This window comes from Tenacibaculum sp. TB-53, assembly GCF_059716285.2.
On the sequence record NZ_CM202790.1, the window covers coordinates 1,951,226 to 1,976,646 of the forward strand.

Sequence of the window (25,421 nt, forward strand, 5' to 3'; positions counted from 1 at the left end):
ATTTGTTTTAGCTGTTAGCCGTTAGCTTTTTAAACTTTTTTATTTTTTCTACTGATTTTACTCCTGGCTTGGTTTCAAACTTGCTATTCACATCAATGGCAAAGCAGTATTGTGATTCTTTTCTTTTAAGAAAGGATTGTAATTCTCCTACCTCTTCTAAGCCTATTCCTCCGCTTAAAAAGTAAGGTTTGGTTGAATTGTAATCTCTCAAAACCTGCCAGTTAAAAGTTACTCCGTTTCCTCCGCGCTCTTTACCTTTGGTATCAAACAAAAAATAATCTATTACCTCTTCATAAGGTTTTAATATCTCAAAATTAAATTTGTCTTTGATTCCAAACACCTTAATAATTTCTAGTTTTGGTAAATGTTCCTTTAATTTTTGAATATATTCAACAGGTTCATCTCCATGCAACTGAACCGAATCCAGCTGATATTCTTCAACTAAAGAAACTACAATCTCCAAATACTCATTTACAAAAACACCTACTTTTTTGATTCCTTTAGGTAGTTTCGGAATGATGCCTTCAAAATTTCTTGATGATTTTTCATAGAAAATAAACCCTAAATAATCAGGTTGTAATTCAGCTACTTGCTGAATATTTTCTATAAACTTCATTCCACAAACTTTTAGTTTCATATTATTTATATTTCGTCACTTCGAGTAATTTTCGACTTTGTGAGAAAATTGTATCGAGAAGTACTTGTTCTCGATACTAATTTATTCGTTCCTCATAAATTCACTCGAACTGACATTATCTAATTTGATCGATAAACTCTTGACATGCTTGACCTGGATTTTCTGTTTTCATAAAGTTTTCCCCTATTAAAAAACCATGAAAACCATGTTCTTTTAATCCTGTTATAATCCTTGGATCTGAAATTCCACTTTCTGAAACTTTTACAACTGTATCTGGAATTTGACTTGCTAAATTTATTGAGTGTTCTAAATCAACTTCAAACGTCTTTAAGTTTCTGTTGTTAATTCCTATAATTTTATTATCCAAATCTCCAATTTTATCTAAGTCTTCTTGGGTATGGATTTCATATAAGACTTCTAATCCTAAATCTGTTGCTAATTGACCGTAATTCTTCAATTGTTCAGCTGTCAAACAAGTAGCTATTAACAACACCACATCAGCACCAATTGCTTTAGCTTCTACTATTTGAAACCCATCAACAATAAAATCTTTTCTTAAAATGGGTTTTTGTTGATTAATTACTCGTGCTTCCATCAAATCTGCCATGGTACCTCCAAAAAAAGAAGTATCGGTTAAGATTGATTGTGCTGCTACATTAGCATCTAAATATCCATTCGTTACTTCAGTAATCGTTGCTTTGTCATTGATAATTCCTTTAGAAGGCGATTGACGTTTAAACTCTGCTATAATTCCTGTTGAATAAGGCTCCAATAATGATTTTTTCAAAGAAATTGGTTGTCTTTTAAAATTCGGGCTTTCTACCAATTTTTTAACAGCTACTTCAGCTTTTATTTTTGCTACTTCCTGTTTTTTAAAGGCTATTATTTTATCTAAAATAGTCATCTTATATTCTTTTTGTTATTGCGAACAAAATGAAGTAATCTAAATTATTTTCTTTACAGAAAGATTCCTTCACTACCACTTCGACTACGCTCAGTGTCCGTTCGGAATGACGTTTTTTTATTTTAATTTACTAATTTTTCTAACGATTGTTTTGCTTTTAACCCTAATAACGAATCTTTTGCTTCTTCAAATGCGGTTTCAAAACGCTTATTTTTATTAAAAGTTTTTAAGGCAAATGCCGCGTTGGTTAATACCACATTATTTTGAGCTTCTGTTCCTTTTCCATTAATAATATCTACAAATATATCTGCAGCCTCTTTAACGGTATTGCCTCCAAAAATAGCCGATGGAGCAATTTGTTTTTGTCCTAAATCAGATGGAGAAACTTGTTGCTCTGCCTCTTTTGTAAATAATTTAAAATCTCCTGTTAGCGATATTTCGTCGTACCCATCTAATGCATGTACCACACCATAATTTACTTCAGATTGTTGCAACATATAATTGTACACTCTGGCAACCTCTAAATTAAATACGCCCACCAATTGATTTTGTGGACGACTTGGATTTACCAATGGCCCCAACATGTTAAAAAATGTTTTTACTCCTAATTCTCTTCGAATAGGTGCTACAACTTTCATCGCCGGATGAAATAACGGTGCGTGTAAAAAACAAATATTTGCTTCTTCTAACTGACGCTTTAACGTAGTCTCATCATTTGTGAAATTGTATCCTAAAAACTCTAACATATTAGAAGAACCTGATGCAGAAGACACACCATAATTTCCATGTTTTGCAACTTTATGTCCTGTTCCCGCCACAATAAATGAGGTTAATGTTGAAATGTTGAACGTATTTTTTCCATCTCCCCCTGTTCCGCATAAATCAATCGTATTAAAATCTGATAAATCTACCTTTATCGCTAATTCTAATAAAGCTTCTCTAAACCCTGATAATTCATCAACCGAAACTGGTCGCATTAAAAACACGGTAATGAATGCAGCTATTTGTGAAGCATTGTATTTTTCTTGTGCAATATTTATCAAAACTTCTTTCGATTGTTCCTTGGTCAATCGTTTTTGTTCAAATAGGGTGTTTAGTATTTTTTTCATATCAATAGCTTTAAGCTTTTGGCTTTTGGCTTTCGGCAAAAGCAATAAAATTCTGAATCATTTTTTTTCCGTCTGGAGTTAAAATACTTTCTGGGTGAAACTGTACTGCTTCAATAGCAAATTCTTTATGGCGTAATGCCATAATGCTTCCTTCTTCATCAACTGCTGTTATTTCTAGTTCCTCAGGAAAGTTGTTGTGTGAAGCAATCCAAGAGTGATAACGTGCAGCTTCAAAAGTTTCTGAAATATCTTTAAAGGTAATTGCATTATTTTTAGTCACTTTCATTTCAGTAGCTACTCCATGAAATACATCGTTCAAGTTTTCTAACTTACCTCCAAAAACTTCCGTTATTGCTTGCAAACCCAAACACACTCCAAAAATTGGAATTTTACCTGCATAGGTTTTTATAGTTTCCTTTAAAATACCTGCTTCATCAGGAATACCTGGTCCTGGTGACAGAATAATAGCATCGTATTTTTTAATTTCATCTACTGAAATTTCATCGTTACGATACACATCTGGCAACTTTCCTGTTATATCCTCCACATAATGTACCAAATTATAGGTAAATGAGTCGTAATTATCTAATATTAATATCTTCATATTTATAGTATTGAGTATTGAGGTTTGAGTAATAATAAAACATGTATATCCTACATGTAAATACAAACATCTCAATTCTAATTTTATATTTCTTCTGCTAACACCAATGCTTTTTTAAGTGCTGCTAACTTATTATTTACTTCTTGTAGTTCGTTTTCTTCTTTAGAATTAATTACAATTCCTGCACCTGCTTGGTAAAACAAAGTATTATTTTTACTTACAAAAGAACGAATTGCTATGGCTTGATTTACATTTCCGTTCAGTCCAATAAAACCAACACATCCTCCATAAAATCCACGAGTTTGATTTTCGTATGTATCTATCAATTCCATGGCTTTGTATTTTGGTGCTCCACTTAATGTTCCTGCTGGAAATGTATCTCCAACAATTTCTATTGGGTTTCCTGTAATTTTACCTGTTACTGTTGATACCAAGTGAATTACATGACTAAAATATTGAACCTCTTTGTAGGTTTCAACTGTTACATTGGTTGCATGTTTACTTAAATCATTTCTCGCTAAATCAACCAACATTACATGTTCTGCATTTTCTTTCGGGTCATTTGCTAACTCTTTCGCCAACTCCCTATCTTTTTCATCATCACCTGTTCTTCTAAAGGTTCCTGCAATTGGATTAATAATAGCCTGACCTTCATTTATCTTAATTTGTGCTTCTGGCGAAGACCCCATCAATTTAAAGCTTCCGTAGTCAAAATAAAATAAATATGGAGAAGGGTTTATAGAGCGTAATGCTCTGTACACATTAAATTCATCTCCTTTAAATTTTTGTTGAAATTGACGTGATAAAACCAACTGAAAAACATCTCCTCTTTTACAGTGTTCCTTTGCTTTTGTTACACTTTGCTTAAATTCCTCATCCGTGATATTCGAAGTTTCTTCTCCTTCAAAAACGAAGTCATATTTAGCAAAAGATTGAGAGTTTACTAAGTTTTCTATTTCTGATAATCGAGATTCTTCTCCTTCTGGTATATTTTCTATCAAAATCATTTCATTTTTAAAATGATTGATTGCTACAATAAATCGGAAAAAGCTATACTGTAATACTGGAATTTCAGAAGGTGCTTTATCTGATTTTAACTGAATTGTTTCAAAGTATTGAACCGCATCAAAAGTTGTATAACCATACAATCCATTAAATGATTTTATTTCCTCTGAACAATTTATCGAAATAACATTGCTATACGCATCAAACTTCTTATAAAAATTTCTTTGAATAGGCTCTCTTTCTAATTCTTCTTTTCGATACGACAATAACAATTCATCATTTTCTGCCTTGATGGTTATCAAAGGTTCTATACACAAAAACGAATAACTATTTTCTTTACTATGATAATCTGAACTTTCTAACAGCAAACTATTCGCATACTTGTCTCTTGTTCTTAAATACAAGCTAACTGGCGTTATCATATCTGCCAATTGTTTTTTTGCTATTGTTTTAAAGGTAATTTTTTTCATTTTATTTAATATGTAAAAAACAAAAAAGGCTTATCATGAGATAAGCCTTTTCGTTGTATTATAGATATAACAAGATGGTCTCACTAACGTAAGTTATGAGTTTTCCACCACCAGTTATTTAATTGTTGTTTTATCATTATGCTACAAATGTATAAAGTGATTTTGATTTTACAAACTTTTTTGTATTAAAAATAAATAAACAATACTTAATTTACAGAAAAATCTTCTTTAGAGAAGAAAATATCTATTGGCGAGTTACCTATTCCTTTTACAGTTTTAAAAACAGATTTATCTTCATTATATATAGTAAGTATACTTTTTTCCGTATCAAAAAAATCTTCTGCGCCTAAAACATATACTTTTTCTGTAATAGGATGCTCTCTTATAACAGTTGTAAGCATTATTCCTTCTGTAGTTGGATTAATAAATTCTTCTGCTTTTTTTGTTTCTGTGTTAAAACGGTGAATCACTCCTGTTGACACTTCTGACCAATAAACATTACTACCTGACTCACTTACAGAAAGCATACTATTCTTATATAAATTCACTCCTGTTAATGTAACCATTTCATCAATACCATAATCAGTTGTCAAACTTACAAACTTAGCATCTCCAATTCTTTTCTCAGTTCCTATCCAAATTTTATTGTTTTTATCTTTTAAGATTCCTGAAATTACATCATCAAATATTACTGTGGTTTTTATTGACTTATCTTTGATATTTAATACTTTCAACTCTTTATCGTCAGCAATCAATATGTTTTCTCCATCTACCAATACTCCTGATTTTGAAAACAATACTTTTGAAGAAACTCCATCAATTTTATCTTTAACTCCTTCACTTACATTAAAAAACGATAAATCATATGTTCTTCGTCTTCCTCTTCCACCAGTAGAAATGATTACTCCATCAGTTTCTGAGTACATGGCCAAGTACGAAGGGCTACTTACCTTAGATGTAGTCACTGTTACTTCTTCTGCAAGATCTTTTAAGTTTAATTTTGTAACAAAATTAGGTCCGTCTTGAGACACTATGAATAAACTATTTTCAAAGTTTGTAAAAGATATTGAATTTTTATTTAGAGACTCATATACATTTAGGGTAAAAACTTGACTTTCATCTAAATGCCCTACCACTGTTTTGTCCCCCTCATAACTTAGTATAAAAGAATTATCATAAATTGGAGTTGGTTCTTGTTTCGTTGAATCACTTGAACATGAAAAAAAAACTGATATTAAACATACCAATACAATACTATAATTACGTATCATTATTATAATTAAATTTAAAGTTTCTGAAAACAAAAAAATACAAACATTATATTTCAAATGTTCTTTACTGCTTCTTCTTTTAACCCGAAAGAAAAGCAATGAATTAAATTTTGGCAGGTCTCCTGACTAACATCTTGCTACTACCTTCCCGTAAAAACAGTGGCGTAAGAAATAACAAGTATCTATAATTTTAATAGACTAAGTTTACAGTTGCGGGTACAGTTTAGGATTCTCACCTAATTCCCTTTTAATTTTCTTTACAATAAAGAAAAACCGCGGCAAATATATTTTAGTCGTAGGAAAGAAACACTAATTTTACTGTTAAAATTATACTTCCTTCTTTTTCGATAAAAGTAAACTCTCATAATTGTTATAAGAATAATTAAAAAGTAGAATAATAATAGCTTAAAACGCAAATTAAAGTTAATTAAAATATGTTTTTCAACTTTTAAAGTTACAATATATAACCAAAAAAAGCATAATTGTTTAAAAACAAAAACATCATTCAGTTATTTGCATTATAATAAACAATAAAATTAAAATTATGTGTGGAATTGTATGTGCGTTTGATTTAAAACAATCTTCAGATAAATTAAGACCTCAATTATTAGAAATGGCTAAGAAAGTTCGCCATAGAGGTCCAGACTGGAGTGGAATTTATAGCGATGAAAAAACAATTATGGCACATGAGCGACTAGCAATTGTTGATCCTGCCTCTGGACAACAACCTCTATTTAGCCATGACCGTAGATTTGTCTTAGCTGCTAATGGAGAAATATATAATCATAAAGAAATAAGAAAACAACTTAAGGAAAAACATGAGTTTTTAACTAAATCTGATTGTGAGGTTATCTTAGCTTTATACAAAGAAAAGGGAGTTGAGTTTTTAGATGATTTAAACGGGATTTTTGGTTTTGCTGTGTACGATTCAATTACAGATGAATATTTAGTAGCTCGTGACCATATGGGAATTATTCCTTTATACATGGGATGGGATAAACACGGAACTTTTTATGTGGCCTCTGAGTTAAAAGCGCTAGAAGGAGTTTGTAACAAAATCGAAATTTTTCCTCCAGGACACTATTATACGCGTGAAGACGGATTACAAAAATGGTATTCTCGTGATTGGATGGAATACGAAGCTGTGAAAGACAATAAGACCTCCATAGATGAAGTTCGCGATGCTTTAGAAGCCGCTGTTCATAGGCAACTAATGAGTGATGTACCTTATGGAGTATTACTTTCAGGTGGATTGGATTCTTCCATCACCTCTGCTATTGCAAAAAAATATGCTGCTAAACGCGTAGAATCTGGTGATAAAGATGCTGCTTGGTATCCGCAATTACATTCATTTTCTATTGGTTTAGAAGGTTCACCTGATTTAGCTGCAGCTAAAAAAGTATCGGAATATATTGATACTATTCATCATGAAATAACCTTTACTATTCAAGAAGGCTTAGACGCAATAAAAGATGTTATTTACAACCTGGAAACTTACGATATTACAACAGTTCGTGCCTCTACTCCAATGTATTTAATGGCACGTGTTATTAAATCTATGGGAATAAAAATGGTCTTATCTGGCGAAGGTGCTGATGAACTTTTTGGAGGATATTTATACTTCCATAAAGCCCCTAATGCAGAAGAATTCCATAAAGAAACTGTACGAAAATTAGATAAATTGTATCAATACGATTGTTTACGCGCCAATAAAAGCTTAATGGCTTGGGGAATTGAAGGTCGTGTACCATTTTTAGATAAAGAATTTATGGATGTAGCAATGCGTATTAACCCAGAAGACAAAATGATTAATGGTGAACGTATGGAAAAATGGGTGTTACGTAAAGCTTTTGAGAGCTATTTACCAAAAGAAGTAGCTTGGAGACAAAAAGAACAATTTTCTGACGGAGTTGGCTACAACTGGATTGACACCTTAAAGGAAGTTGTAGAAGCTGCTATTACTGACGAAATGATGGCAAATGCTCCACATCGCTTTCCTACACAAACACCAAGAGCTAAAGAAGAATACTATTATCGTTCAATATTTGAAGAGCATTTTCCAAGTGAAACTGCTGCTTTAACAGTTCCGTCTGTGCCTTCAATTGCTTGTAGCACCCCTACCGCACTGGCTTGGGATAAAAGTTTTCAAAACCAAAACGAACCTTCTGGTAGAGCTATCAAAGCTGTACATGAAGACGCTTACTAAGAAAAATTCTTAGTTTTTTTTTCAAATTTTAGTTGTAAAGAAAACCTCGCTTATTGGCGAGGTTTTTGTTATTCCTTTAAATTTATTTTTTAATTTGGAGCTACATAAAAAGGAGATAAGTTCACCTTTGCATTTCTTCTAGCTCCATAATAATTATAGTAACTCTTATTTTTTTCAATTGTATAAAACGAATCTACATAATCATCATTATTGGCATACCAGCTATCAGGCATCGCTTGAATTATTGCTCCAGCAACCTGACCCAAAACATTAACCCAAGGTTGTGTTGAAACTGTTCCTATAATTTGAAAAACTCCATTTACAATAGCAGAAACTAAGTCTTTATAATTTGTATTGTCATCTTTTTCAAATAACTGAATATTTGCTGCTTGATATTGATAATCATCCCAAAACAATAATATTTGATTCGGGTAATAATCAGTATCGTCATGATCTAAATAATACATAGGTATTATCTTAATTTCAGGGTTATTTTTATCATCTTTAATACCAGATGTTATTGCATATACCTCAGCAGCACCACTTATCCAAGGCTCTTCATCGTCATTTAATCTTATTTTATCTAACTTCGTAGTTTCTAATCCAGTGTTTCTTGCAGATTTAGTACTTAAATCTAATGAAGACTTTAAAAACCTGTTGTTTTGAACTCCATTTTCTTGAAGATACTCATTCATATAAATTACCTCTCTCTTCAAGGCTTCAAAACCATCAGTTTCAATAACAATAACTGTTTGACTTGGTGCTTCTTTAGGATCAAGATAAACAACTTCTTTATCTATTGTATACGCTTCAACTCTCTCCCAAGTTTTCTCATCTCCTTCAGGAGCAAAAGAAAATAATACATTAGAAAAATCTTCTATTCTCTCTCCATTGTGCATCCAAACTTCCAAAATCTCTATCTTTTCAGGAGCGGCTTCTTTAGACGCCTTACTTTCTAACATAGTGGTTTTAGACATTAACATTTTATATGACTCTTCATCACTTACAAACTCAGAAGTTTGGTTTAAAATTTTAGACATCGCTACACTTGGTTGCTGATTATTCAATAACTCAAGAGTCTTTTCTTTAAAGCTTTGATTCTTCATCAAATCAATAAATTGAAAAGTAGCTTCTTTCTTATTTGTTAAACTAGAAATTTGCTCTTCTGTCAAACTTTCTGAACCAGTAACTAATTCTTCAGAATTGTTACAGCCAATAAACAACATAGAAGCCAATAAAGCTCCTAATAAAATTCGGGGGGTTTTCATTTTAAAAAAAATTTAATTTATTAATACTAGCTTCAATATTAACAAAAAACACAACAAAAACCTTAAAAAATGTTAATTTTTTACAAAAGCACAAACAAAAAACCATTAAACACTAATTTAAATTCATTTATTTAACACCAAACAAACAATTTTATAACTTTACTTTTATAAAACATTTTTAAAGCCAAATAAGCTATTTTTATAAAAAAAGATTAAACCAAACTATCCATTTATCTTCAAATTCTAATTTAAAAGTGTTTTTAGCCGTTTTAAGGGCTTCTTTATTTCTTAAGCAATTGTTGATAAAACATCACAAAAACCTCTTAAAAACTTTATTTAAAGTTTATAAAATCGTAAATTTGTAATGTAACAATAATCGCTCCCGAGCGATTTTTTTATGATAAAGACTTTAATTTAATTCTCTTTATAATGAGCGAAGAAAAAAAACATAATTATTCTGCCGATAGTATCCAGGCGCTAGAAGGAATGGAGCACGTACGCATGCGTCCTTCCATGTATATTGGAGATGTTGGAGTACGAGGATTACACCATTTAGTATATGAGGTTGTAGATAACTCTATTGACGAAGCCTTAGCTGGTCACTGTGATGAAATATCAGTAGATATTAATGAAGATAACTCTATTACAGTAAAAGATAATGGTCGTGGTATTCCTGTTGGAATTCATAAAAAAGAAGGAGTTTCTGCCCTACAGGTTGTAATGACCAAGATTGGTGCTGGTGGTAAATTTGATAAAGATTCATACAAGGTATCTGGTGGACTACATGGTGTTGGAGTCTCTTGTGTGAATGCACTTTCTGATCATTTAACTGCAACTGTACATAAAGAAGGTAAAATTTGGCAACAAGAATATGAAAGAGGTAAAACTTTATACCCTGTAAAAACTATTGGAGATACAGATTTTACTGGAACTATTGTTAGCTTCTTGCCAGATAAATCAATCTTTCAACAAACAACAGAATACAACTACGATACCTTAGCTACACGTATGCGCGAATTGGCATACTTAAATAAAGGTATCACCATTACGTTAACTGACAAACGTAATCAGGATGATGAAGGAAATAATATTTCTGAAACATTTCATTCTGAGGAAGGTTTATCTGAATTTGTGAAATTCTTAGACGGGACAAGAACACAGATTATTCAAGATGTAATTTCTATGGAAGGTGAAAAGAATGGAATTCCTGTAGAAGTTGCTATGGTGTACAATGATTCGTATGCTGAGAATTTACACTCATACGTAAATAACATTAATACACACGAAGGAGGTACACACCTATCAGGTTTCCGTCGTGGTTTAACGCACACATTAAAAAAGTATGCTGATGAGTCTGGTTTACTTAAAAATGTAAAATTCGAAATTGCTGGTGATGACTTCCGTGAAGGATTGACAGCAATTGTATCTGTAAAAGTAGCAGAACCTCAATTTGAGGGTCAAACAAAAACAAAATTAGGTAACCGTGAAGTAAGCGCTGCTGTATCACAAGCGGTATCTGAAATGTTAACAGATTACTTAGAAGAAAATCCAAACGACGCTAAAACCATTGTTCAAAAGGTTATTTTAGCTGCACAAGCACGTCACGCAGCACGCAAAGCTCGTGAAATGGTACAGCGTAAAACAGTAATGAGTATTGGTGGTTTACCTGGTAAATTATCAGACTGTTCTGAAACTGACCCTGCTCAATGTGAAATATTCCTTGTTGAGGGAGACTCGGCAGGTGGTACTGCAAAACAAGGTCGTGATCGTAACTTCCAAGCCATTCTTCCTTTAAGAGGTAAAATCTTAAATGTAGAAAAAGCTATGCAACATAAAGTTTTTGAAAATGAAGAAATCAAAAACATGTTTACTGCATTAGGAGTTACTATTGGAACAGAAGACGACCCTCGTGAATTAAACTTAACCAAATTACGTTACCATAAAGTAGTTATTATGTGTGATGCCGATGTGGATGGTTCTCACATTGCTACTTTAATCTTAACATTCTTCTTCCGTTACATGCGTGAAATGGTTGAACAAGGATATATTTACATTGCTACTCCTCCTTTATATTTAGTTAAAAAAGGGCAAAAACGCGAGTATGCATGGGATGACAATCAACGTGATTTAATTGCTCAAAAAATGGGTGGATCAGTAACAATTCAACGTTATAAAGGTCTTGGAGAGATGAACGCAGAACAATTATGGGACACTACCATGAATCCTGAGTTTAGAACACTACGACAAGTTACTATTGACAACTTAACTGAAGCTGATAGAATATTCTCTATGCTAATGGGTGATGAAGTTCCTCCACGTAGAGATTTCATAGAAAAGAATGCAAAATATGCGAATATTGATGCATAAAACAATTTCTTAACGACAAAAAAGCTCAATAAAATTATTGAGCTTTTTTTATTTTATATTTTTACCGCTTAAAACAACATCCTCATAATTATGAAAAAAATTCTTTTACCACTTTTAACTTTAATGGTAAGCTTTAGTGTTAAAGCTCAGGAATTAGAAACTATTTTATTAGCAAAAGAAGACGCTAGCAAACTAACAAATGCTTATTTAGATCCTGCTATGAAAGGTTTTATTTATAGCATGAACAATGGCTGGTATCATACTGCTAAAGTTCACAAAAAATTTGGCTTTGATATCACTATTGGTGCTAATGCTTCTTTTGTACCTTCTGAAGATGAAATATTTAATCTAACAAAAATAGGATTATCTAGTAATACTACCTATAACCAAAATACTACACCAACAGTTACTGGAAGCAATTCCCTAACTCCTGCAGAATTAACATATAGAACAACCGTTAATGGACAAGAAGTTGAAGCTAACTTTACAATGCCTGAAGGCGTTAAAGATGATCTACCTGCTAATGCCGTACCAGCTCCTTCTGTTCAAATTGGATTAGGACTTCCTTATAAATTTGAAGCAATGGTTAGATATGTACCAAAAGTAGGCTCTGATGATGTAAAAGGAGGATTGTTTGGAATAGGAGTAAAAAAAGAAATTACCAATTGGTTTGGTCCTATGGATAAAACACCATTGCATGTTTCTTTACTAGCTGCCTACACCAATATGAATGTTGATTATACAATAGGTGATGTTTCTGGTGATGTATCAACCGAAAATGCTTCTGCAGAATTTAAACTAAATTCATATACTGTACAAGCAATCGCATCTTTAAACTTTCCTGTTATTAATATTTACGGAGGTGTAGGATATAATGGAGGTAATACCAGACTAAATATGCTTGGAACCTACATTCTTAGATACGAATTCAATAATATTCCAGTAGATGAAGAAAGAGTTACTGACCCTTTATCTTTAAAGACTAATACGGGTAGCTTTAACACCACATTAGGTGCTCGTTTAAGTTTAGGTTTCTTTAAAATCTTCGGAAGTTATACCTTACAAGAGTATAACTCTGTTAATGCAGGTATTGCTTTTAGTTTTAGATAAAACTCACTTTATAAACCAATAATAAAAAAAACCTATTTTGTAAAAATAGGTTTTTTTTATTCTCTATATTCGCAACTAATTTTTTTACTTTAACAAAATTTTAACCTCTTAATTTTTAAGTGTTATGAAAACAAAATTATTCTTATTACTTCTATTAATCTCTATATTAGTATCTGCCCAAAAGGCCCCTGATCACACACTTACTCTCGATAGTAAAATTAGTGACGTTTACCTACACAACCTAACAGGGATTCCCGTGATTACAACAGACGGTGCCGTATATGGAGTTAATGGTGAAACAGGTCAAAAAATATGGGAGTTCAAAGAAAGTGGGTTTATTAAAAATCTTAATGCTCTTGGTCAAGATGGAGGCTCTTCTTTTAGTGAAGTAGCATTATCTCCATTCGGAAAATTTAATCAAACAATTTTCAACATCAAAACAGGTCATAAAATTTTAGACGAAAAGACCAATGGATACAAAGGAATTTTTGATGACAAGTTTGTTTTTGGTAAAAATGCTATTTTATTTTTTGCAAAAACTGATAAAACTGAAGCTAAACTATTTTTAACTAGCATTGAAAATGATAACATCATTTGGGAAAGCTCTATAAAAACCAATAAGAAATTAGGAAGCTTATTATTAGGAGGTGCAGGTGCTTATAACTTTATCCAAAACGAAGATAAAATTGCTTTTACAGCTGGTAAAACTGTTTTTTTAATCAACAAATCTGATGGTAAAGTTATATTATCAGAAAAATACGATGCTGGTAAATTGTTTTTTACAGAAGATAATAAGTCTTTAATCGCTGTTGAAAACAAAAGTAGTTCTTTAGTTGGGGGAGCTATTAAAGCTGGTTTTACCATGGGATTATCCCTAATAGGGAAAAAAGTAATTGGTAAAGAGCTTATTGCTTTTGATGTAAATTCAGGTAAAGAAACTTGGAAAAAACCTATTAAACTAGATGAGGGGTTTGTAGACTATCAATTTGAGGATGGAAAATTATTTTTAATCCACGAAGACGGAGCTAAATTATTTGACTATCATACTGGTGAAGATGCTTGGAAAAAAGAATTCAAAAGAAAAAAAGTTAAAGGTGTTGAAAAAACTTCAGAAGGTTATATTGTTTATTACAAAAACAAAAAGCATTTGGTAGATAATACTGGTAAAAAAGTTTGGAAAAAACCTCAAAAGGTTATTAAAAATGTAGATTTTGAAGTAGACGACGAAGAAGAATTCACTACTTTCTCTTATGATAAAGGTACTATTTTTGTAACCCCATACAGAATAGAATATTTCCAAAACGGAGAAGAGAAAAGAGTATACAAAATTAAATTAGATGAAAAAAATGATAAACTAACCTATCATGAGAAAAACAACTCTTTAATTTTATTAAGTGGTAAAAAACTATACATTTTAAACCCTGACAAAGAACTTGGAAAAGACCAAGTAAAAAAGATTGATTTTAATGATGCTAGTAAAATAACCTCTGTTGAAATAAGAGACAATGGTTATTTCATCAACAGCAACTGGGAATATGTAATTACAGACTTCAAAGGTAATGTAATAAAGAATGAATACTTTAAACAACCTGGCGAAGGGTTTAGACATTTAAAGAATTTTGGTTCTTATGCATTAGGTTTTACTGGTTTTGGAATGCAAGGACTTGGATACGCTAACGCCACATATGGATCAGCACTAGTTGGATCAGGAGCTTTTGTAGGTAAACAAAACACAATAAATCGCGGTATAAAACATGCTAACAAAGGCGTATCTCAATTTAACGACGGAACAACGATTTCTGAAATAGGAGAGTTATTATGGGATGGAGACCGTCACAATGCTTTTAAAGCCACTAAAAATAATGCCTTCTTCTATGCAAACAAAGGAGGTAAAAAAGTTTTAGTGCAAGTTAACAAAGATTCTGGTGACACTGTTGAAACATATGAGTTTGGTGTAGATAAACCAAAATACAAAATTGACAAGCCCGCTAAAAAGATTTATTTTTCTAAAGGAAAAGACTTAAAAATATTTAGCTACAACTAACAATATAAAACCCGTTGAAATATCAACGGGTTTTTCTTTTATATCCATAGCCAAATCGCTATTTTTGTGCATCTTGTGCGGATTCCGCACTTATAAACATAATTAATTACAAAAAACATATATAAAATGAAAGTAACGGTTGTAGGAGCAGGTGCTGTAGGTGCTAGTTGTGCTGAGTACATTGCTATTAAGAATTTCGCTTCTGAAGTTGTTTTAGTTGATATTAAAGAAGGTTTTGCTGAAGGTAAAGCAATGGATTTAATGCAAACTGCTTCTTTAAATGGTTTTGATACTAAAATTACAGGAACAACAGGAGATTATAGCAAAACTGCTGGATCAGACATCTGTGTAATTACTTCAGGTATTGCTCGTAAACCAGGAATGTCTCGCGATGAGTTATTAGGAATCAATGCTGGTATCGTAAAATCAGTAGCTGCTAGTTTAGTTGAGCAATCTCCTAATACAATCATTATCGTAGTATCTAACCCAATGGATACTATGACATATTTAGTACACAAAGCGACTGGATTACCTAAAAATAGAATCATTGGTATGGGTGGAGCATTAGACTCTGCTCGTTTTAAATATCGTTTAGCTGAAGCTTTAGAAGCTCCTATTTCTGATGTTGACGGAATGGTTATTGGTGGACACTCTGACAAAGGAATGGTACCGTTAACTCGTTTAGCTACTCGTAACTCTGTTCCTGTATCTGAATTCTTATCAGAAGAAAGATTAGAGCAAGTAAAACAAGATACTAAAGTTGGTGGTGCTACCCTAACTGGTTTATTAGGTACTTCTGCTTGGTATGCTCCAGGTGCTGCTGTATCTGGTTTAGTACAAGCAATTGCTTGTGACCAAAAGAAAATATTCCCTTGTTCTGCTTTATTAGAGGGAGAATATGGTTTATCTGATTTATGTATTGGTGTACCAGTAGTATTAGGTAAAAACGGAATTGAAAAAATCGTTGAAATTAACTTAAGCGAAGAAGAAAAAGCTGCTTTAACTTCTTCTGCTGAAGCTGTTAAAAACAACAACACTACTTTAACTTTCTAGGAAGTTAAAAACGTAGAATCTAAAAGTCCTGAGTAATGAATTTACTCAGGACTTTTTTTTATAATTTTTTGTTAAAATTCAAATAGTGGTGTAAGATTCTGCTAATCTGAACGTCTTTATTATGGAGAAGCATTAGTAGTGTTTCTTTTCATAGTTTTTCATAGCAATTTTCCCACTTCATTCTTGAAGTGGGTTTGTTTTTTTTTATAAAAAATTAAACTGCTTGCTGTACTACTTCAAACAATTCTCCACCTTCGCATTTAATTACTTTTTGTTTAAACTTTACAATCAATTGATAATCGTGCGTAGCCATAAGAATCGTTTTTCCACTTTGGTGAATTTCATTCAATAACTCCATCACCTCTAGTGAAGTTTTTGGATCTAAGTTCCCCGTAGGTTCGTCTGCTAAAATTAATTCAGGATTATTTAATAATGCTCTTGCAATTGCTACGCGTTGTTGCTCTCCTCCAGACAATTCAAAAGTTTTTTTATAGTACTTTTCCTTCATTCCTACCTTATCTAAAACTTCATGAATTTTATCTTTCATTTCAGTTTTATCTTTCCACCCAGTTGCCTTTAATACAAACTCTAAATTTTCAAATACGTTTCTATCGTTTAATAGTTTAAAATCCTGAAAAACGATACCTAATTTTCTTCTTAAAAAAGGAATATCTTTTTCTTTCATTTTCTTTAAATCAAAATCAACGATGCTTCCTAAACCACGTTGCAAACGTAAATCACCATACAAGGTTTTTAACAAACTACTTTTCCCACTTCCAGTTTTACCAATTAAATAATAAAAATCACCTTTATTTAAAGTAAAGTTTACTTTTGATAACACTAAATTGTCTTGTTGATAAATATCTGCGTTTTCTAGGTGTAAAACAGGATTTTCCATGGAGTGTAGTTTTTTACAAATCTAAAATTTTATAACGTAATTCTCTAACATTTCTTACTTTTGATAAAAAGTCTCCCAACAAAAATAAAAAACTAACGTTATAGTTTCTAGATAACTAAAAAATATGAGATTTAACTGTTTCAAAAAAAGCTGCTACTTATTTGTTTTTTTAACCATTACAACAGCGGTAATAGCGCAAGAATCAGCTATAAATACTGATGTAAATGCCAATTTTCATAAAGCAATGCGCTTGTATAATAATAAAGCATACGCTGCTTCTCAAGAAGTTTTTCGTGAAGTTTCACTAAATTCTGAAAAACATCATAACTTAAAAGCTGATGCTGACTATTATGATGCTATGTGTGCAATAAAATTACAACAAGATGATGCTGACTATAGAGTTAATCAGTTTGTTGAAAACTACCCTTACAACAATAAAAAAGAAAAAGCATTTTTAAATGTTGGTAATTATTATTTCGCCAACAGAAAAGCTGCTCACGCCCTAAAATGGTATCAAAAAGTAAATGAAAAACTATTGAGTCCAGAAGAAAAAAATGAACTCAATTATAAAATGGGCTATGCATTATTAGTTTCTAACTATTTAAAAGATGCTAAATCTCGTTTTCAAACTCTGTTAGGAAATCCTATTTATGGTAACGACGCTCGTTACTATTACGGATACATAGCCTATAAAGAAGAAAACTTTGGAGAAGCAGAAGACAATTTAAGTCAACTAGCTAATGATGCTACTTACCAAGCAAAAGCAAATTACTATATATTAGACATCAGTTTTAAAGCTGGAAGGTTCGATAAATCAATTCAAATTGGAGAACAATTACTAAAAACTACGAAAGATCAAAAAGAGATTTCTGAAATTTCTAAAATTGTTGGTGAAAGTTATTTCAACCTTAAAAAATACGAAAAAGCTATTCCGTTTTTAAAAGCCTACAAAGGAAAAAATGGTCGTTGGACAAATACCGATTACTATTATTTAGGCTATGCTTATTATCAACAAAAAGATTATGAAACTGCTGTTAGTAATTTTAATAAAATTATTGGTGGAAATAACAAAGTAGCGCAAAATGCTTACTATCATTTAGGAGAGTGTTATTTAGAATTAGATAAAAAAACGGAAGCTTTAAACGCATTTAAAAATGCAAGTGAAATGGATTTTGATGCTCAAATTACTCAAAGTTCTTCTTTAAATTATGCGAAGTTAAGTTACGAGGAAGGAAACCCGTATGAAAGTGTTCCTGATGTTTTAAAAGGCTTTTTAGCTAAATACCCAACATCTCCATACGCTGCTGAAATTAGCAATTTGTTAGTGACTTCATACTTGCATCAACAAGATTATCAAGGTGCTTTGGACTTTTTAAATACTTCAGAGACTCCAGAAAGTAAAAGTATTATTAATGAAGTTTCTTTATACAGGGGAATTCAATTATATAACGAAACTAAAATAACAGAAGCCAAACCATACTTTGTAAATGCAACTCAGTCAGAGAACCCTACTGTGAGTAACAAAGCAGCTTACTGGTTGGCTGAAACCGAATATTCTTTAGGAAATTATCAAAGTGCCCTTAAACACTTCTTATCTGTTACTGATAAGGATATTAACGAGGCTAAGATGCTTAATTACCAAATTGGGTACACAAACTTCAAATTAAAAAGTTATCCAAATGCTGCAAAATACTTTCAGCAATTTTTAGAACAGAATCTTGATGATAACGATTTAAACGATGATGCTTCCAATCGCCTAGGAGATTCTTTTTATGCTTCAAAAAGCTACACAAATGCTATTAAGGCATATAATAAGGTAATTCAAGAAGGCGGTGTAGGATCTGATTATGCACAATATCAAACCGCTATGAGTAATGGCTTTTTGGGAAAAAATGATGCTAAAGTCCAAGATCTAGAAACTTTAATTAGTGATTACGATGGTTCTCAATTAAAAGATGATGCTTTATTTCAATTAGCAACCACTTACACAACCATGAATAACGTTTCAAAAGCGCAAAAAACTTACGAACGTTTATTAAAGAATCATCCAAAAAGCAACTACGTTCCAAATGTATTATTACGCCAAGGATTATTATATTATAGCAACAACAACAACAGAAAAGCTATCGAAAAATATAAAGAAGTTGTTGCGAAGCATCCTAATTCAAACGAAGCAAAACAAGCAGTAACCAACGTTAAAAATGTATATATCGATATAGGTAAAGTAGATGAATATGCTACTTGGGTTAAAAACATATCTTTTGCTAATGTTAGCAATGCAGAATTAGATAACGCAACCTATCAATCTGCTGAAAATAAATTCCTAGAGAACGACAACACTAAGGCTATTGAAGGATTCAATAAATACTTACAACAATTTCCTAACGGGATTAATGTCTTAAAAGCTCATTTTTACTTAGCTCAAGCGTATAACAACACAAAGTTATTTGATAAAGCTATCCCTCACTACACCTATGTAAACAAACAAACAAAAAGCGAGTTTACAGAAGAATCTTTAACGAAGTTAGCTAATATTTATTTACAAAAAGAAGATTGGAGCAACGGTATTGTAGTACTCCAACAACTAGAAAAGGAAGCTAACTACCCACAAAACATCATTTTTGCTCAAAGTAATTTAATGAAAGGGTACTATAAAAAAGATGATTACACCAATGCTATTACTTATGCTGAAAAAGTGTTACTCAAAGGAAAGGTAGATACTAATATTGCTGAGGATGCTAAAATAATTTTAGCACGCTCCTCTTTCAAAAACAATGACTTTTTAACTGCTGAAGAATATTTTAACGAAGCTAGTAAAAAAGCTACTGGTGAACTGAAAGCCGAATGTTTATACTACAATGCTTTCTTTTTGCATGAGAATAAAGAATATGAAGCATCTACCAAAGCTGTACAAGATTTAATTGCCAACTACTCATCATATAAGTACTGGGGAGTTAAAAGTTATATAATAATGGCTAAAAACTATTATGCTTTGAAAGATGCATATCAAGCAACATACATCCTGGAGAACATCATCAAAAACTTTACACAGTATAAAGATGTAATTGAAGAAGCAAAAAACGAGCTTCGTACCATTAAAAATAAAGAAGCAAAAACAAACGAATCAGTAACTACCCAAAACTAAAATTTGTTAATAACAAACGAAAGTTAAATGACTAGATCGATGAAAAAGCACTTAAGTTTACTTGTTTTATTTGTAGTAGCATACACAAATGCACAAGAAAAAAACACCACTAATAAAGCTAAAGACACTATTATAAAAACCGAAGTTGTAAATGTTGTAACTTCATATGTTCCTAAAATTACTGATGCTTTTAAAATAAAGCAAAAACCTGTGATTGAACACACAAAAGAAACTCAGAAAAAAGCTTTAGAATATCAAATATATTCGGTTCCTGTTGCCTCTACTTTTATCCCCAAAAGTGGAACAATGAAAAAAGTTGACTTGGGTAAAAGAGAAAAGTTATATCCTAACTATGTATCGGTTGGTTTCGGAAACGTCCTTTCACCTTTTTTAGAAGCATATGTAAGACGAAATGAAAGTTATAATAGTGAATTAACAGCACATCTAAAGTTCCTATTATCATCTGACCCTGTAGCTAACACAGAATTAAGCAGTACTTTTTATAATATTGACCTAAACATAAACTACACCCAACAAGAACGTTATTTTCAATGGTCAGCAGGTATCAGTGCTGAAAAAGACAAATACAACTGGTACGGTTTACCTACAAATATTACGTTTACAGAAACTACTTTAAGTGCTATTGAAGAAGCACAAAGTTACAATCACATAAAAATATTTGGTCAAATAAAACCAGATGACTCTTTTTTAGATGAAGCTAATGGGTCAATCGCTTTTTTCTCTGACTCGTTTGAAAGTGCTGAATTTTTAGTTGATGGTAATGCACAATTTCGTTTTCCTTTAGATAATTTTCATCGCCAATTAAACGATTTGTATATAAATACCACTATTAATTACTTAGGAGGTTCTTATGCTTACGCATACGATGCAATTACTCCGATAGATTATAACTTCATTACACTTGGAGTACATCCTACTTACAAATTCAATGTACAAGATTTAGCAATTCAATTAGGAGCAAAAAGTTACTTTTCAATGGATACAGAAAATAGTGAAAACAACTTTTTCATCTATCCTGATGTAGAAATTTCATATCCTATCGTTAAAGAACTAGCAAATGTATTTGTTGGCGCATCTGGTGATTTAACCACAAATATGTATCAATCTTTTACAGATGATAACCCATATTTATCTCCTACTCTTGACATGAGACAAACTAATAAAAAGTTTGATGCTTTCGGAGGAATTAGAGGTAAACTAAATCATCAATTCAGTTATAATGCAAAAGTAAGTTATGCTGACATAGAAAATAATCCATTTTTTGTACTGAATCAATCAAAATCGGAGGGTGATAACATTGCTGGAACTAATGGATTTACATTCTATGGATATGAATATGGGAACTCTTTTAAAGTAATTTATGATGATATTAAGTTAATGACCTTCTTTGGTGAAGTTGCCTTTGATGGCATTAAAAATCTTACTATTGGAGCGAATGCTCAGTTCAATAAATTTACCTTAACCAATGAAGAAGAAGCTTGGAACACGCCTAAAATAAAAGGAGAAGTTTTTGGAACCTACAAAACCAATAAATGGTTTGCTGGTGCTAACTTATACTTCGTAGGAAATCGTAAAGGAAGAATTTATGACACTTTACCTGCTGAGACCTTTACTTCAGTAGACTTAAAAAGTTATTTTGATGTAAACTTTAATGGTGGGTATCATTTTGATGATTCGTTCTCTGTTTTCTTAAACTTAAACAATGTTTTAAACAACAGCTATCAACGATTCAACAACTTTAATGTACAAGGATTTCAAGCAATGGGCGGCTTAACCTGGAAGTTTGATACACTGTTCTAAAAATTAAAATATATAACTTACATTTAGGGTGTTAAAACTAATACCCTAAATGAAAAAACTAACTTTTTTATTACTTACAAGTATTACTTTTTTTGCTTGTAAAACAGAACAAAAACAACCTACAACAGCTTCAAACACCTACACAGAAGCAAACTACAAACAAGATTCAACACAAGTAAAAAAACTATTCAACACTGCACTTACCCAAGGTAAATCATATGAATGGCTACATGATTTAACACAAAATATTGGAAGCCGTTTATCTGGTTCAGAAGGTGCAGCTAAATCAGTTGTTTGGGGAGAAAAACTCATGAAAGAAGTTGGTTTAGATTCTGTTTGGCTACAACCCATTATGGTGCCTCATTGGGTTCGTGGAGAAAAAGAAGTTGCTAATTATGAATTTAACGGAGAAAAAATAAATGTCCCTATTTGTGCTTTAGGAGGCTCAATTGCAACACCTTCTAACGGAATTATAGCAAAAGTTATCGAAGTAAAAAATATTGAAGAAGCTAAAAACTTAGGTGATAAAGCCAATGGTAAAATTGTATTTTTCAATGGTGCTTTTGACAACACTCTTATTAATACCTTTCAAGCTTATGGAGGTTGTGTAGGACAACGCTATGGAGGAGCTGCCATAGTTGGAAAATTTGGAGCAAAAGCAGTCATTGTTCGCTCTATGACTAATGGAATTGATGATTATCCACACACAGGTTCTATGGGGTACGGTGATATTCCAAAAGAAGAATACATTCCTGCAGCTGCTATTAGTTCTCGTGCTGCTGAAAACTTAAGCAAGCATTTAAAAGAAAACCCTAACTTACAGTTTTATTTTAAACAAAGTTGCGAAAACTTACCTGATGCCCCTTCACACAATGTCGTAGGAGAAATTAAAGGAAGTGAATACCCTAATAAAATTATGGTTGTTGGCGGACATTTAGATTCTTGGGATTTAGGGGAAGGCGCACATGATGACGGAACCGGAATTGTACAATCGTTAGAAGTTGCTTATTTGTTTAAAAAGAACAATATTAAACCTAAAAACACAATCCGTATTGTATTTTTTATGAATGAGGAAAATGGTTTACGTGGCGCTACTGAATATGCTCGTTTAGCAAAGGAAAATAACGAATTACATATTGGAGCTTTAGAATCTGATGCCGGTGGGCATACTCCAAGAGGTTTCTCTATCGATGCTAATGAAAGAAACTTGCAATTAGTTCAAAGCTGGAAAAAGCTTTTAGCACCTTACGGATTACATGATATTACTGCTGGAGGTGGCGGTGCTGACATCGGACCTTTAAAAGACGACCATGTTACCTTAGTAGGCTACCGACCAGATTCACAACGCTATTTTGATTATCATCATGCAGCTACAGATACATTTGATAAAGTAAATAAACGTGAACTTGAGTTAGGAAGTGCTTCTATGGCTAGTATTGTATATTTAATGGATAAATATTTATATAATGAAGAAGCTTTAAAACCTTAATTCATGGATACTTTTACCGTAGTATTAAAAATTATTTTCGGAATATTTTTCGCCTTTGCGGGTATTATGCACATTGTAAAACCTAAGATTTTCAATCGCTTTATTCCTGATTTCCTTCCCAAATTAGTTGTAAACTACATAGCTGGTTTATTAGAACTGCTTATTGGTATTGGATTACTAATTAATCAAACTACCAAACAAGCAGCCTTAGCAATGTTTTTATTAATGTTAATTTTCTTACCTATTCACATTTGGGATGTTTTTAGAGAAAAACCTGCAATTGGATCTAGGAAAATAGCCATTATAAGAGTGCCTCTTCAGTTTTTGTTATTATATATTGCCTATTTAATTTACACACACTAATGAAAAAAACACTACTCCCTCTACTTGTTTTTAGTTTCCTACTTTCTTGTAAACAAAAAGAAAAAGTAGATACTATTGTTATTAATTCCTATACATACACGGTAAACTCTAATTTTGACACCGCTGAAAGTTTTGCTATTAAAGATGGAAAATTTATAGCCATAGGAAACAATAAAGAAATACAAGAAAAATACACAGCAACTAATCTTATCGATGCTAAAAATAAACCTGTTTACCCCGGATTTATCGATGCACACTGTCATTTTTTCGGATTAGGTTTACAACAGCAAAAAGTAGATTTGGTAGGAACTGAAAGTTATGATGAAGTATTACAACGATTAATTGATTTTCAAAAAGAAAAGAATACAACCTACATCACAGGTCGTGGTTGGGATCAAAATGATTGGGAAGTAAAAGAGTTTCCTACCAAAGAAAAATTGGATAGTATATTTCCAAACACACCTGTTGCTATTCGTAGAATTGATGGTCATGCAATGTTAGTCAATCAAGCTGCTATTGATTTAGCTGGAATAACTCTTGACTCAAAAATTAACGGAGGAGAATTTATAAAAAAAGACGGCAAGCTAACAGGAGTGCTTATTGACAATGCGATGAATTTTATTAATAATCCAAAACCATCAAAAAAGGAGCAAATTCAAGCTTTAAAAGATGCTGAAAAAATCTGTTTTGATTTAGGATTAACTACCGTTGACGATGCTGGTTTAGATAAAGAAGTTATTGAGTTAATTGATAGTTTACAAAAATCGGGGGATTTAAAAATGCGTATATACGCTATGATTTCTAACAATCAAAAAAACCTTGATTACTACCTCAACAATGGCATCATTAAAACGGATAGATTAAACGTTCGTTCAGTAAAAGTTTATTCTGACGGAGCTCTAGGTTCTCGAGGAGCTGCTCTTAAAGACGAGTATTCTGATAAAAAAGGACATTATGGTGCTTTGGTAAACTCTTATGAGAACTTACAAAAATTAGCTAAGAGAATTGCTGCCTCCAACTATCAAATGAATACCCATGCAATTGGTGACTCTGCCAATTATGTGATGTTAAAAACCTATAACGAAGTATTAAAAAACAAAACTGACAGACGTTGGCGTATTGAGCACGCTCAAATAGTAGATGTAAAGGATTTTAATCTATTCAAAAATGTACTTCCATCTATACAACCAACACATGCCACTTCTGATATGTATTGGGCTGAAAATCGTGTAGGTACTGAAAGAATTAAAGGCGCTTATGCTTATAATGATTTATTAAAAGAATACGGAAAAGTTGCCTTAGGAACGGACTTTCCTATTGAACATGTTAGTCCATTATATACATTTTACGCAGCAACCATCAGAAAAGATTTAAAAGGATATCCCGAAAAAGGTTATCAAATGGAAAACTCTTTATCTAGAAAAAATGCCTTAAAAGGAATGACTATTTGGAATGCTTATGCAAACTTTGAAGAAAAAGAAAAAGGAAGTATAGAAGTTGGTAAAGTAGCTGATTTTATCATTTTAGACAAAGACATCGTGAAAATCGACGGAAAAGAAATTCCGAATACAAAAGTTTTAGCAACCTATATTAATGGTGAAAAAGTAAATTAAAAATGCATCTTTTTCTATTCGTTATAGTCTGATTTACAAAATCA

General features: G+C 31.9%; 17 protein-coding genes, 1 pseudogene and 1 riboswitch. Of the genes and pseudogenes, 10 read left to right on the forward strand and 8 right to left on the reverse strand.

The features are described from left to right. Positions 1-7 precede the first annotated feature (7 nt). The 6 genes from AC3VJB_RS08885 to AC3VJB_RS08910 form a co-directional block, all read right to left on the reverse strand. Positions 8-637, reverse strand: coding sequence for a phosphoribosylanthranilate isomerase (locus AC3VJB_RS08885; protein ID WP_281979737.1), 630 nt, complete (start codon positions 635-637; stop codon positions 8-10). A 115-nt stretch (positions 638-752) separates the two neighbouring features. Then, positions 753-1,541, reverse strand: coding sequence for an indole-3-glycerol phosphate synthase TrpC (trpC, locus tag AC3VJB_RS08890; RefSeq protein ID WP_047788469.1), 789 nt, complete (start codon positions 1,539-1,541; stop codon positions 753-755). 122 nt (positions 1,542-1,663) lie between these two features. Further along, the gene (gene trpD, locus AC3VJB_RS08895) at positions 1,664-2,650 is read right to left on the reverse strand and encodes an anthranilate phosphoribosyltransferase (RefSeq protein ID WP_047788671.1); all 987 of its coding nucleotides are present in this window, start codon (positions 2,648-2,650) and stop codon (positions 1,664-1,666) included. Positions 2,651-2,660: 10 nt separating this feature from the next. Continuing rightward, positions 2,661-3,254, reverse strand: coding sequence for an anthranilate synthase component II (locus tag AC3VJB_RS08900; RefSeq protein WP_047788470.1), 594 nt, complete (start codon positions 3,252-3,254; stop codon positions 2,661-2,663). Between the two features lie 83 nt (positions 3,255-3,337). Then, entirely contained in the window at positions 3,338-4,729 is a 1,392-nt protein-coding gene (locus tag AC3VJB_RS08905; RefSeq protein WP_167713260.1) for an anthranilate synthase component I family protein, read from the reverse strand. A gap of 206 nt (positions 4,730-4,935) precedes the next feature. Further along, positions 4,936-6,000, reverse strand: a complete 1,065-nt coding sequence (locus AC3VJB_RS08910; RefSeq protein WP_437823047.1) for an NHL repeat-containing protein — start codon at positions 5,998-6,000, stop codon at positions 4,936-4,938. Positions 6,001-6,095: 95 nt separating this feature from the next. Next, positions 6,096-6,293, reverse strand: a riboswitch (cobalamin riboswitch). Positions 6,294-6,544: 251 nt separating this feature from the next. On the opposite strand from AC3VJB_RS08910, the gene asnB reads away from it, so the two are divergent. Further along, the gene (gene asnB / locus AC3VJB_RS08915; protein WP_349264466.1) at positions 6,545-8,206 is read left to right on the forward strand and encodes an asparagine synthase B; all 1,662 of its coding nucleotides are present in this window, start codon (positions 6,545-6,547) and stop codon (positions 8,204-8,206) included. An 89-nt stretch (positions 8,207-8,295) separates the two neighbouring features. On the opposite strand, the gene AC3VJB_RS08920 is transcribed toward asnB, so the two are convergent. Continuing rightward, positions 8,296-9,474: a DUF3103 family protein gene (locus AC3VJB_RS08920; protein WP_437823049.1), complete on the reverse strand. Its 1,179-nt coding sequence runs from the start codon at positions 9,472-9,474 to the stop codon at positions 8,296-8,298. Positions 9,475-9,903: 429 nt separating this feature from the next. Here AC3VJB_RS08920 and gyrB point away from each other — a divergent pair, with 429 nt between their 5' ends. The 4 genes from gyrB (at position 9,904) to mdh (ending at position 16,048) form a co-directional block, all read left to right on the forward strand. Next, positions 9,904-11,841 (forward strand): DNA topoisomerase (ATP-hydrolyzing) subunit B, encoded by a 1,938-nt coding sequence (gene gyrB / locus AC3VJB_RS08925; protein ID WP_047788474.1) that lies wholly within the window; start codon positions 9,904-9,906, stop codon positions 11,839-11,841. 90 nt (positions 11,842-11,931) lie between these two features. Then, positions 11,932-12,951, forward strand: coding sequence for a DUF6588 family protein (locus tag AC3VJB_RS08930; RefSeq protein WP_073181637.1), 1,020 nt, complete (start codon positions 11,932-11,934; stop codon positions 12,949-12,951). A 124-nt stretch (positions 12,952-13,075) separates the two neighbouring features. Next, positions 13,076-14,995: a BamB-related PQQ repeat family beta-propellar protein gene (locus AC3VJB_RS08935; protein ID WP_047788476.1), complete on the forward strand. Its 1,920-nt coding sequence runs from the start codon at positions 13,076-13,078 to the stop codon at positions 14,993-14,995. Between the two features lie 126 nt (positions 14,996-15,121). Beyond that, positions 15,122-16,048 carry a malate dehydrogenase gene (gene mdh / locus AC3VJB_RS08940; protein WP_073181642.1) on the forward strand — a complete coding sequence of 309 codons (927 nt, stop codon included), beginning with the start codon at positions 15,122-15,124 and terminating at the stop codon, positions 16,046-16,048. 375 nt (positions 16,049-16,423) lie between these two features. Here the strand turns inward: mdh and AC3VJB_RS08945 are convergent. Next, positions 16,424-16,946 (reverse strand): annotated as a pseudogene (locus AC3VJB_RS08945) (cell division ATP-binding protein FtsE); the annotation flags it as partial. A gap of 124 nt (positions 16,947-17,070) precedes the next feature. Between AC3VJB_RS08945 and AC3VJB_RS08950 the strand changes: the two are divergent. From AC3VJB_RS08950 to AC3VJB_RS08970, 5 genes are read left to right on the forward strand one after another with little or no spacing between them, the layout of a single operon-like run. Continuing rightward, the gene (locus tag AC3VJB_RS08950; protein WP_497667047.1) at positions 17,071-20,091 is read left to right on the forward strand and encodes a tetratricopeptide repeat protein; all 3,021 of its coding nucleotides are present in this window, start codon (positions 17,071-17,073) and stop codon (positions 20,089-20,091) included. Between the two features lie 39 nt (positions 20,092-20,130). Then, positions 20,131-21,912: a TonB-dependent receptor gene (locus AC3VJB_RS08955; protein WP_159489843.1), complete on the forward strand. Its 1,782-nt coding sequence runs from the start codon at positions 20,131-20,133 to the stop codon at positions 21,910-21,912. Positions 21,913-21,961: 49 nt separating this feature from the next. Continuing rightward, a complete protein-coding gene (locus AC3VJB_RS08960) occupies positions 21,962-23,401 on the forward strand; it encodes a M20/M25/M40 family metallo-hydrolase (RefSeq protein ID WP_497667048.1) in 1,440 nt (479 codons plus the stop codon). 3 nt (positions 23,402-23,404) lie between these two features. Further along, on the forward strand, positions 23,405-23,764 hold the full coding sequence (locus AC3VJB_RS08965) for a DoxX-related protein (RefSeq protein WP_073181651.1): 360 nt from the start codon (positions 23,405-23,407) through the stop codon (positions 23,762-23,764). After that, a complete protein-coding gene (locus AC3VJB_RS08970) occupies positions 23,764-25,377 on the forward strand; it encodes an amidohydrolase (RefSeq protein WP_073181653.1) in 1,614 nt (537 codons plus the stop codon). Before AC3VJB_RS08965 ends, AC3VJB_RS08970 begins: the two co-directional genes overlap by 1 nt. Positions 25,378-25,421 lie beyond the last annotated feature (44 nt).

Bases quoted from the DNA above. Each gene is read 5' to 3' on its own strand.
- AC3VJB_RS08935 (WP_047788476.1), top strand. From the start codon at position 13,076: ATGAAAACAAAATTATTCTTATTACTTCTATTAATCTCTATATTAGTA.
- AC3VJB_RS08970 (WP_073181653.1), top strand. From the start codon at position 23,764: ATGAAAAAAACACTACTCCCTCTACTTGTTTTTAGTTTCCTACTTTCT.
- AC3VJB_RS08960 (WP_497667048.1), top strand. From the start codon at position 21,962: ATGAAAAAACTAACTTTTTTATTACTTACAAGTATTACTTTTTTTGCT.
- AC3VJB_RS08885 (WP_281979737.1), bottom strand. From the start codon at position 637: ATGAAACTAAAAGTTTGTGGAATGAAGTTTATAGAAAATATTCAGCAA.
- AC3VJB_RS08920 (WP_437823049.1), bottom strand. From the start codon at position 9,474: ATGAAAACCCCCCGAATTTTATTAGGAGCTTTATTGGCTTCTATGTTG.
- AC3VJB_RS08950 (WP_497667047.1), top strand. From the start codon at position 17,071: ATGAGATTTAACTGTTTCAAAAAAAGCTGCTACTTATTTGTTTTTTTA.
- AC3VJB_RS08955 (WP_159489843.1), top strand. From the start codon at position 20,131: ATGAAAAAGCACTTAAGTTTACTTGTTTTATTTGTAGTAGCATACACA.
- AC3VJB_RS08900 (WP_047788470.1), bottom strand. From the start codon at position 3,254: ATGAAGATATTAATATTAGATAATTACGACTCATTTACCTATAATTTG.
- asnB (WP_349264466.1), top strand. From the start codon at position 6,545: ATGTGTGGAATTGTATGTGCGTTTGATTTAAAACAATCTTCAGATAAA.
- gyrB (WP_047788474.1), top strand. From the start codon at position 9,904: ATGAGCGAAGAAAAAAAACATAATTATTCTGCCGATAGTATCCAGGCG.
- trpC (WP_047788469.1), bottom strand. From the start codon at position 1,541: ATGACTATTTTAGATAAAATAATAGCCTTTAAAAAACAGGAAGTAGCA.
- trpD (WP_047788671.1), bottom strand. From the start codon at position 2,650: ATGAAAAAAATACTAAACACCCTATTTGAACAAAAACGATTGACCAAG.
- AC3VJB_RS08905 (WP_167713260.1), bottom strand. From the start codon at position 4,729: ATGAAAAAAATTACCTTTAAAACAATAGCAAAAAAACAATTGGCAGAT.
- AC3VJB_RS08910 (WP_437823047.1), bottom strand. From the start codon at position 6,000: ATGATACGTAATTATAGTATTGTATTGGTATGTTTAATATCAGTTTTT.
- mdh (WP_073181642.1), top strand. From the start codon at position 15,122: ATGAAAGTAACGGTTGTAGGAGCAGGTGCTGTAGGTGCTAGTTGTGCT.
- AC3VJB_RS08930 (WP_073181637.1), top strand. From the start codon at position 11,932: ATGAAAAAAATTCTTTTACCACTTTTAACTTTAATGGTAAGCTTTAGT.
- AC3VJB_RS08965 (WP_073181651.1), top strand. From the start codon at position 23,405: ATGGATACTTTTACCGTAGTATTAAAAATTATTTTCGGAATATTTTTC.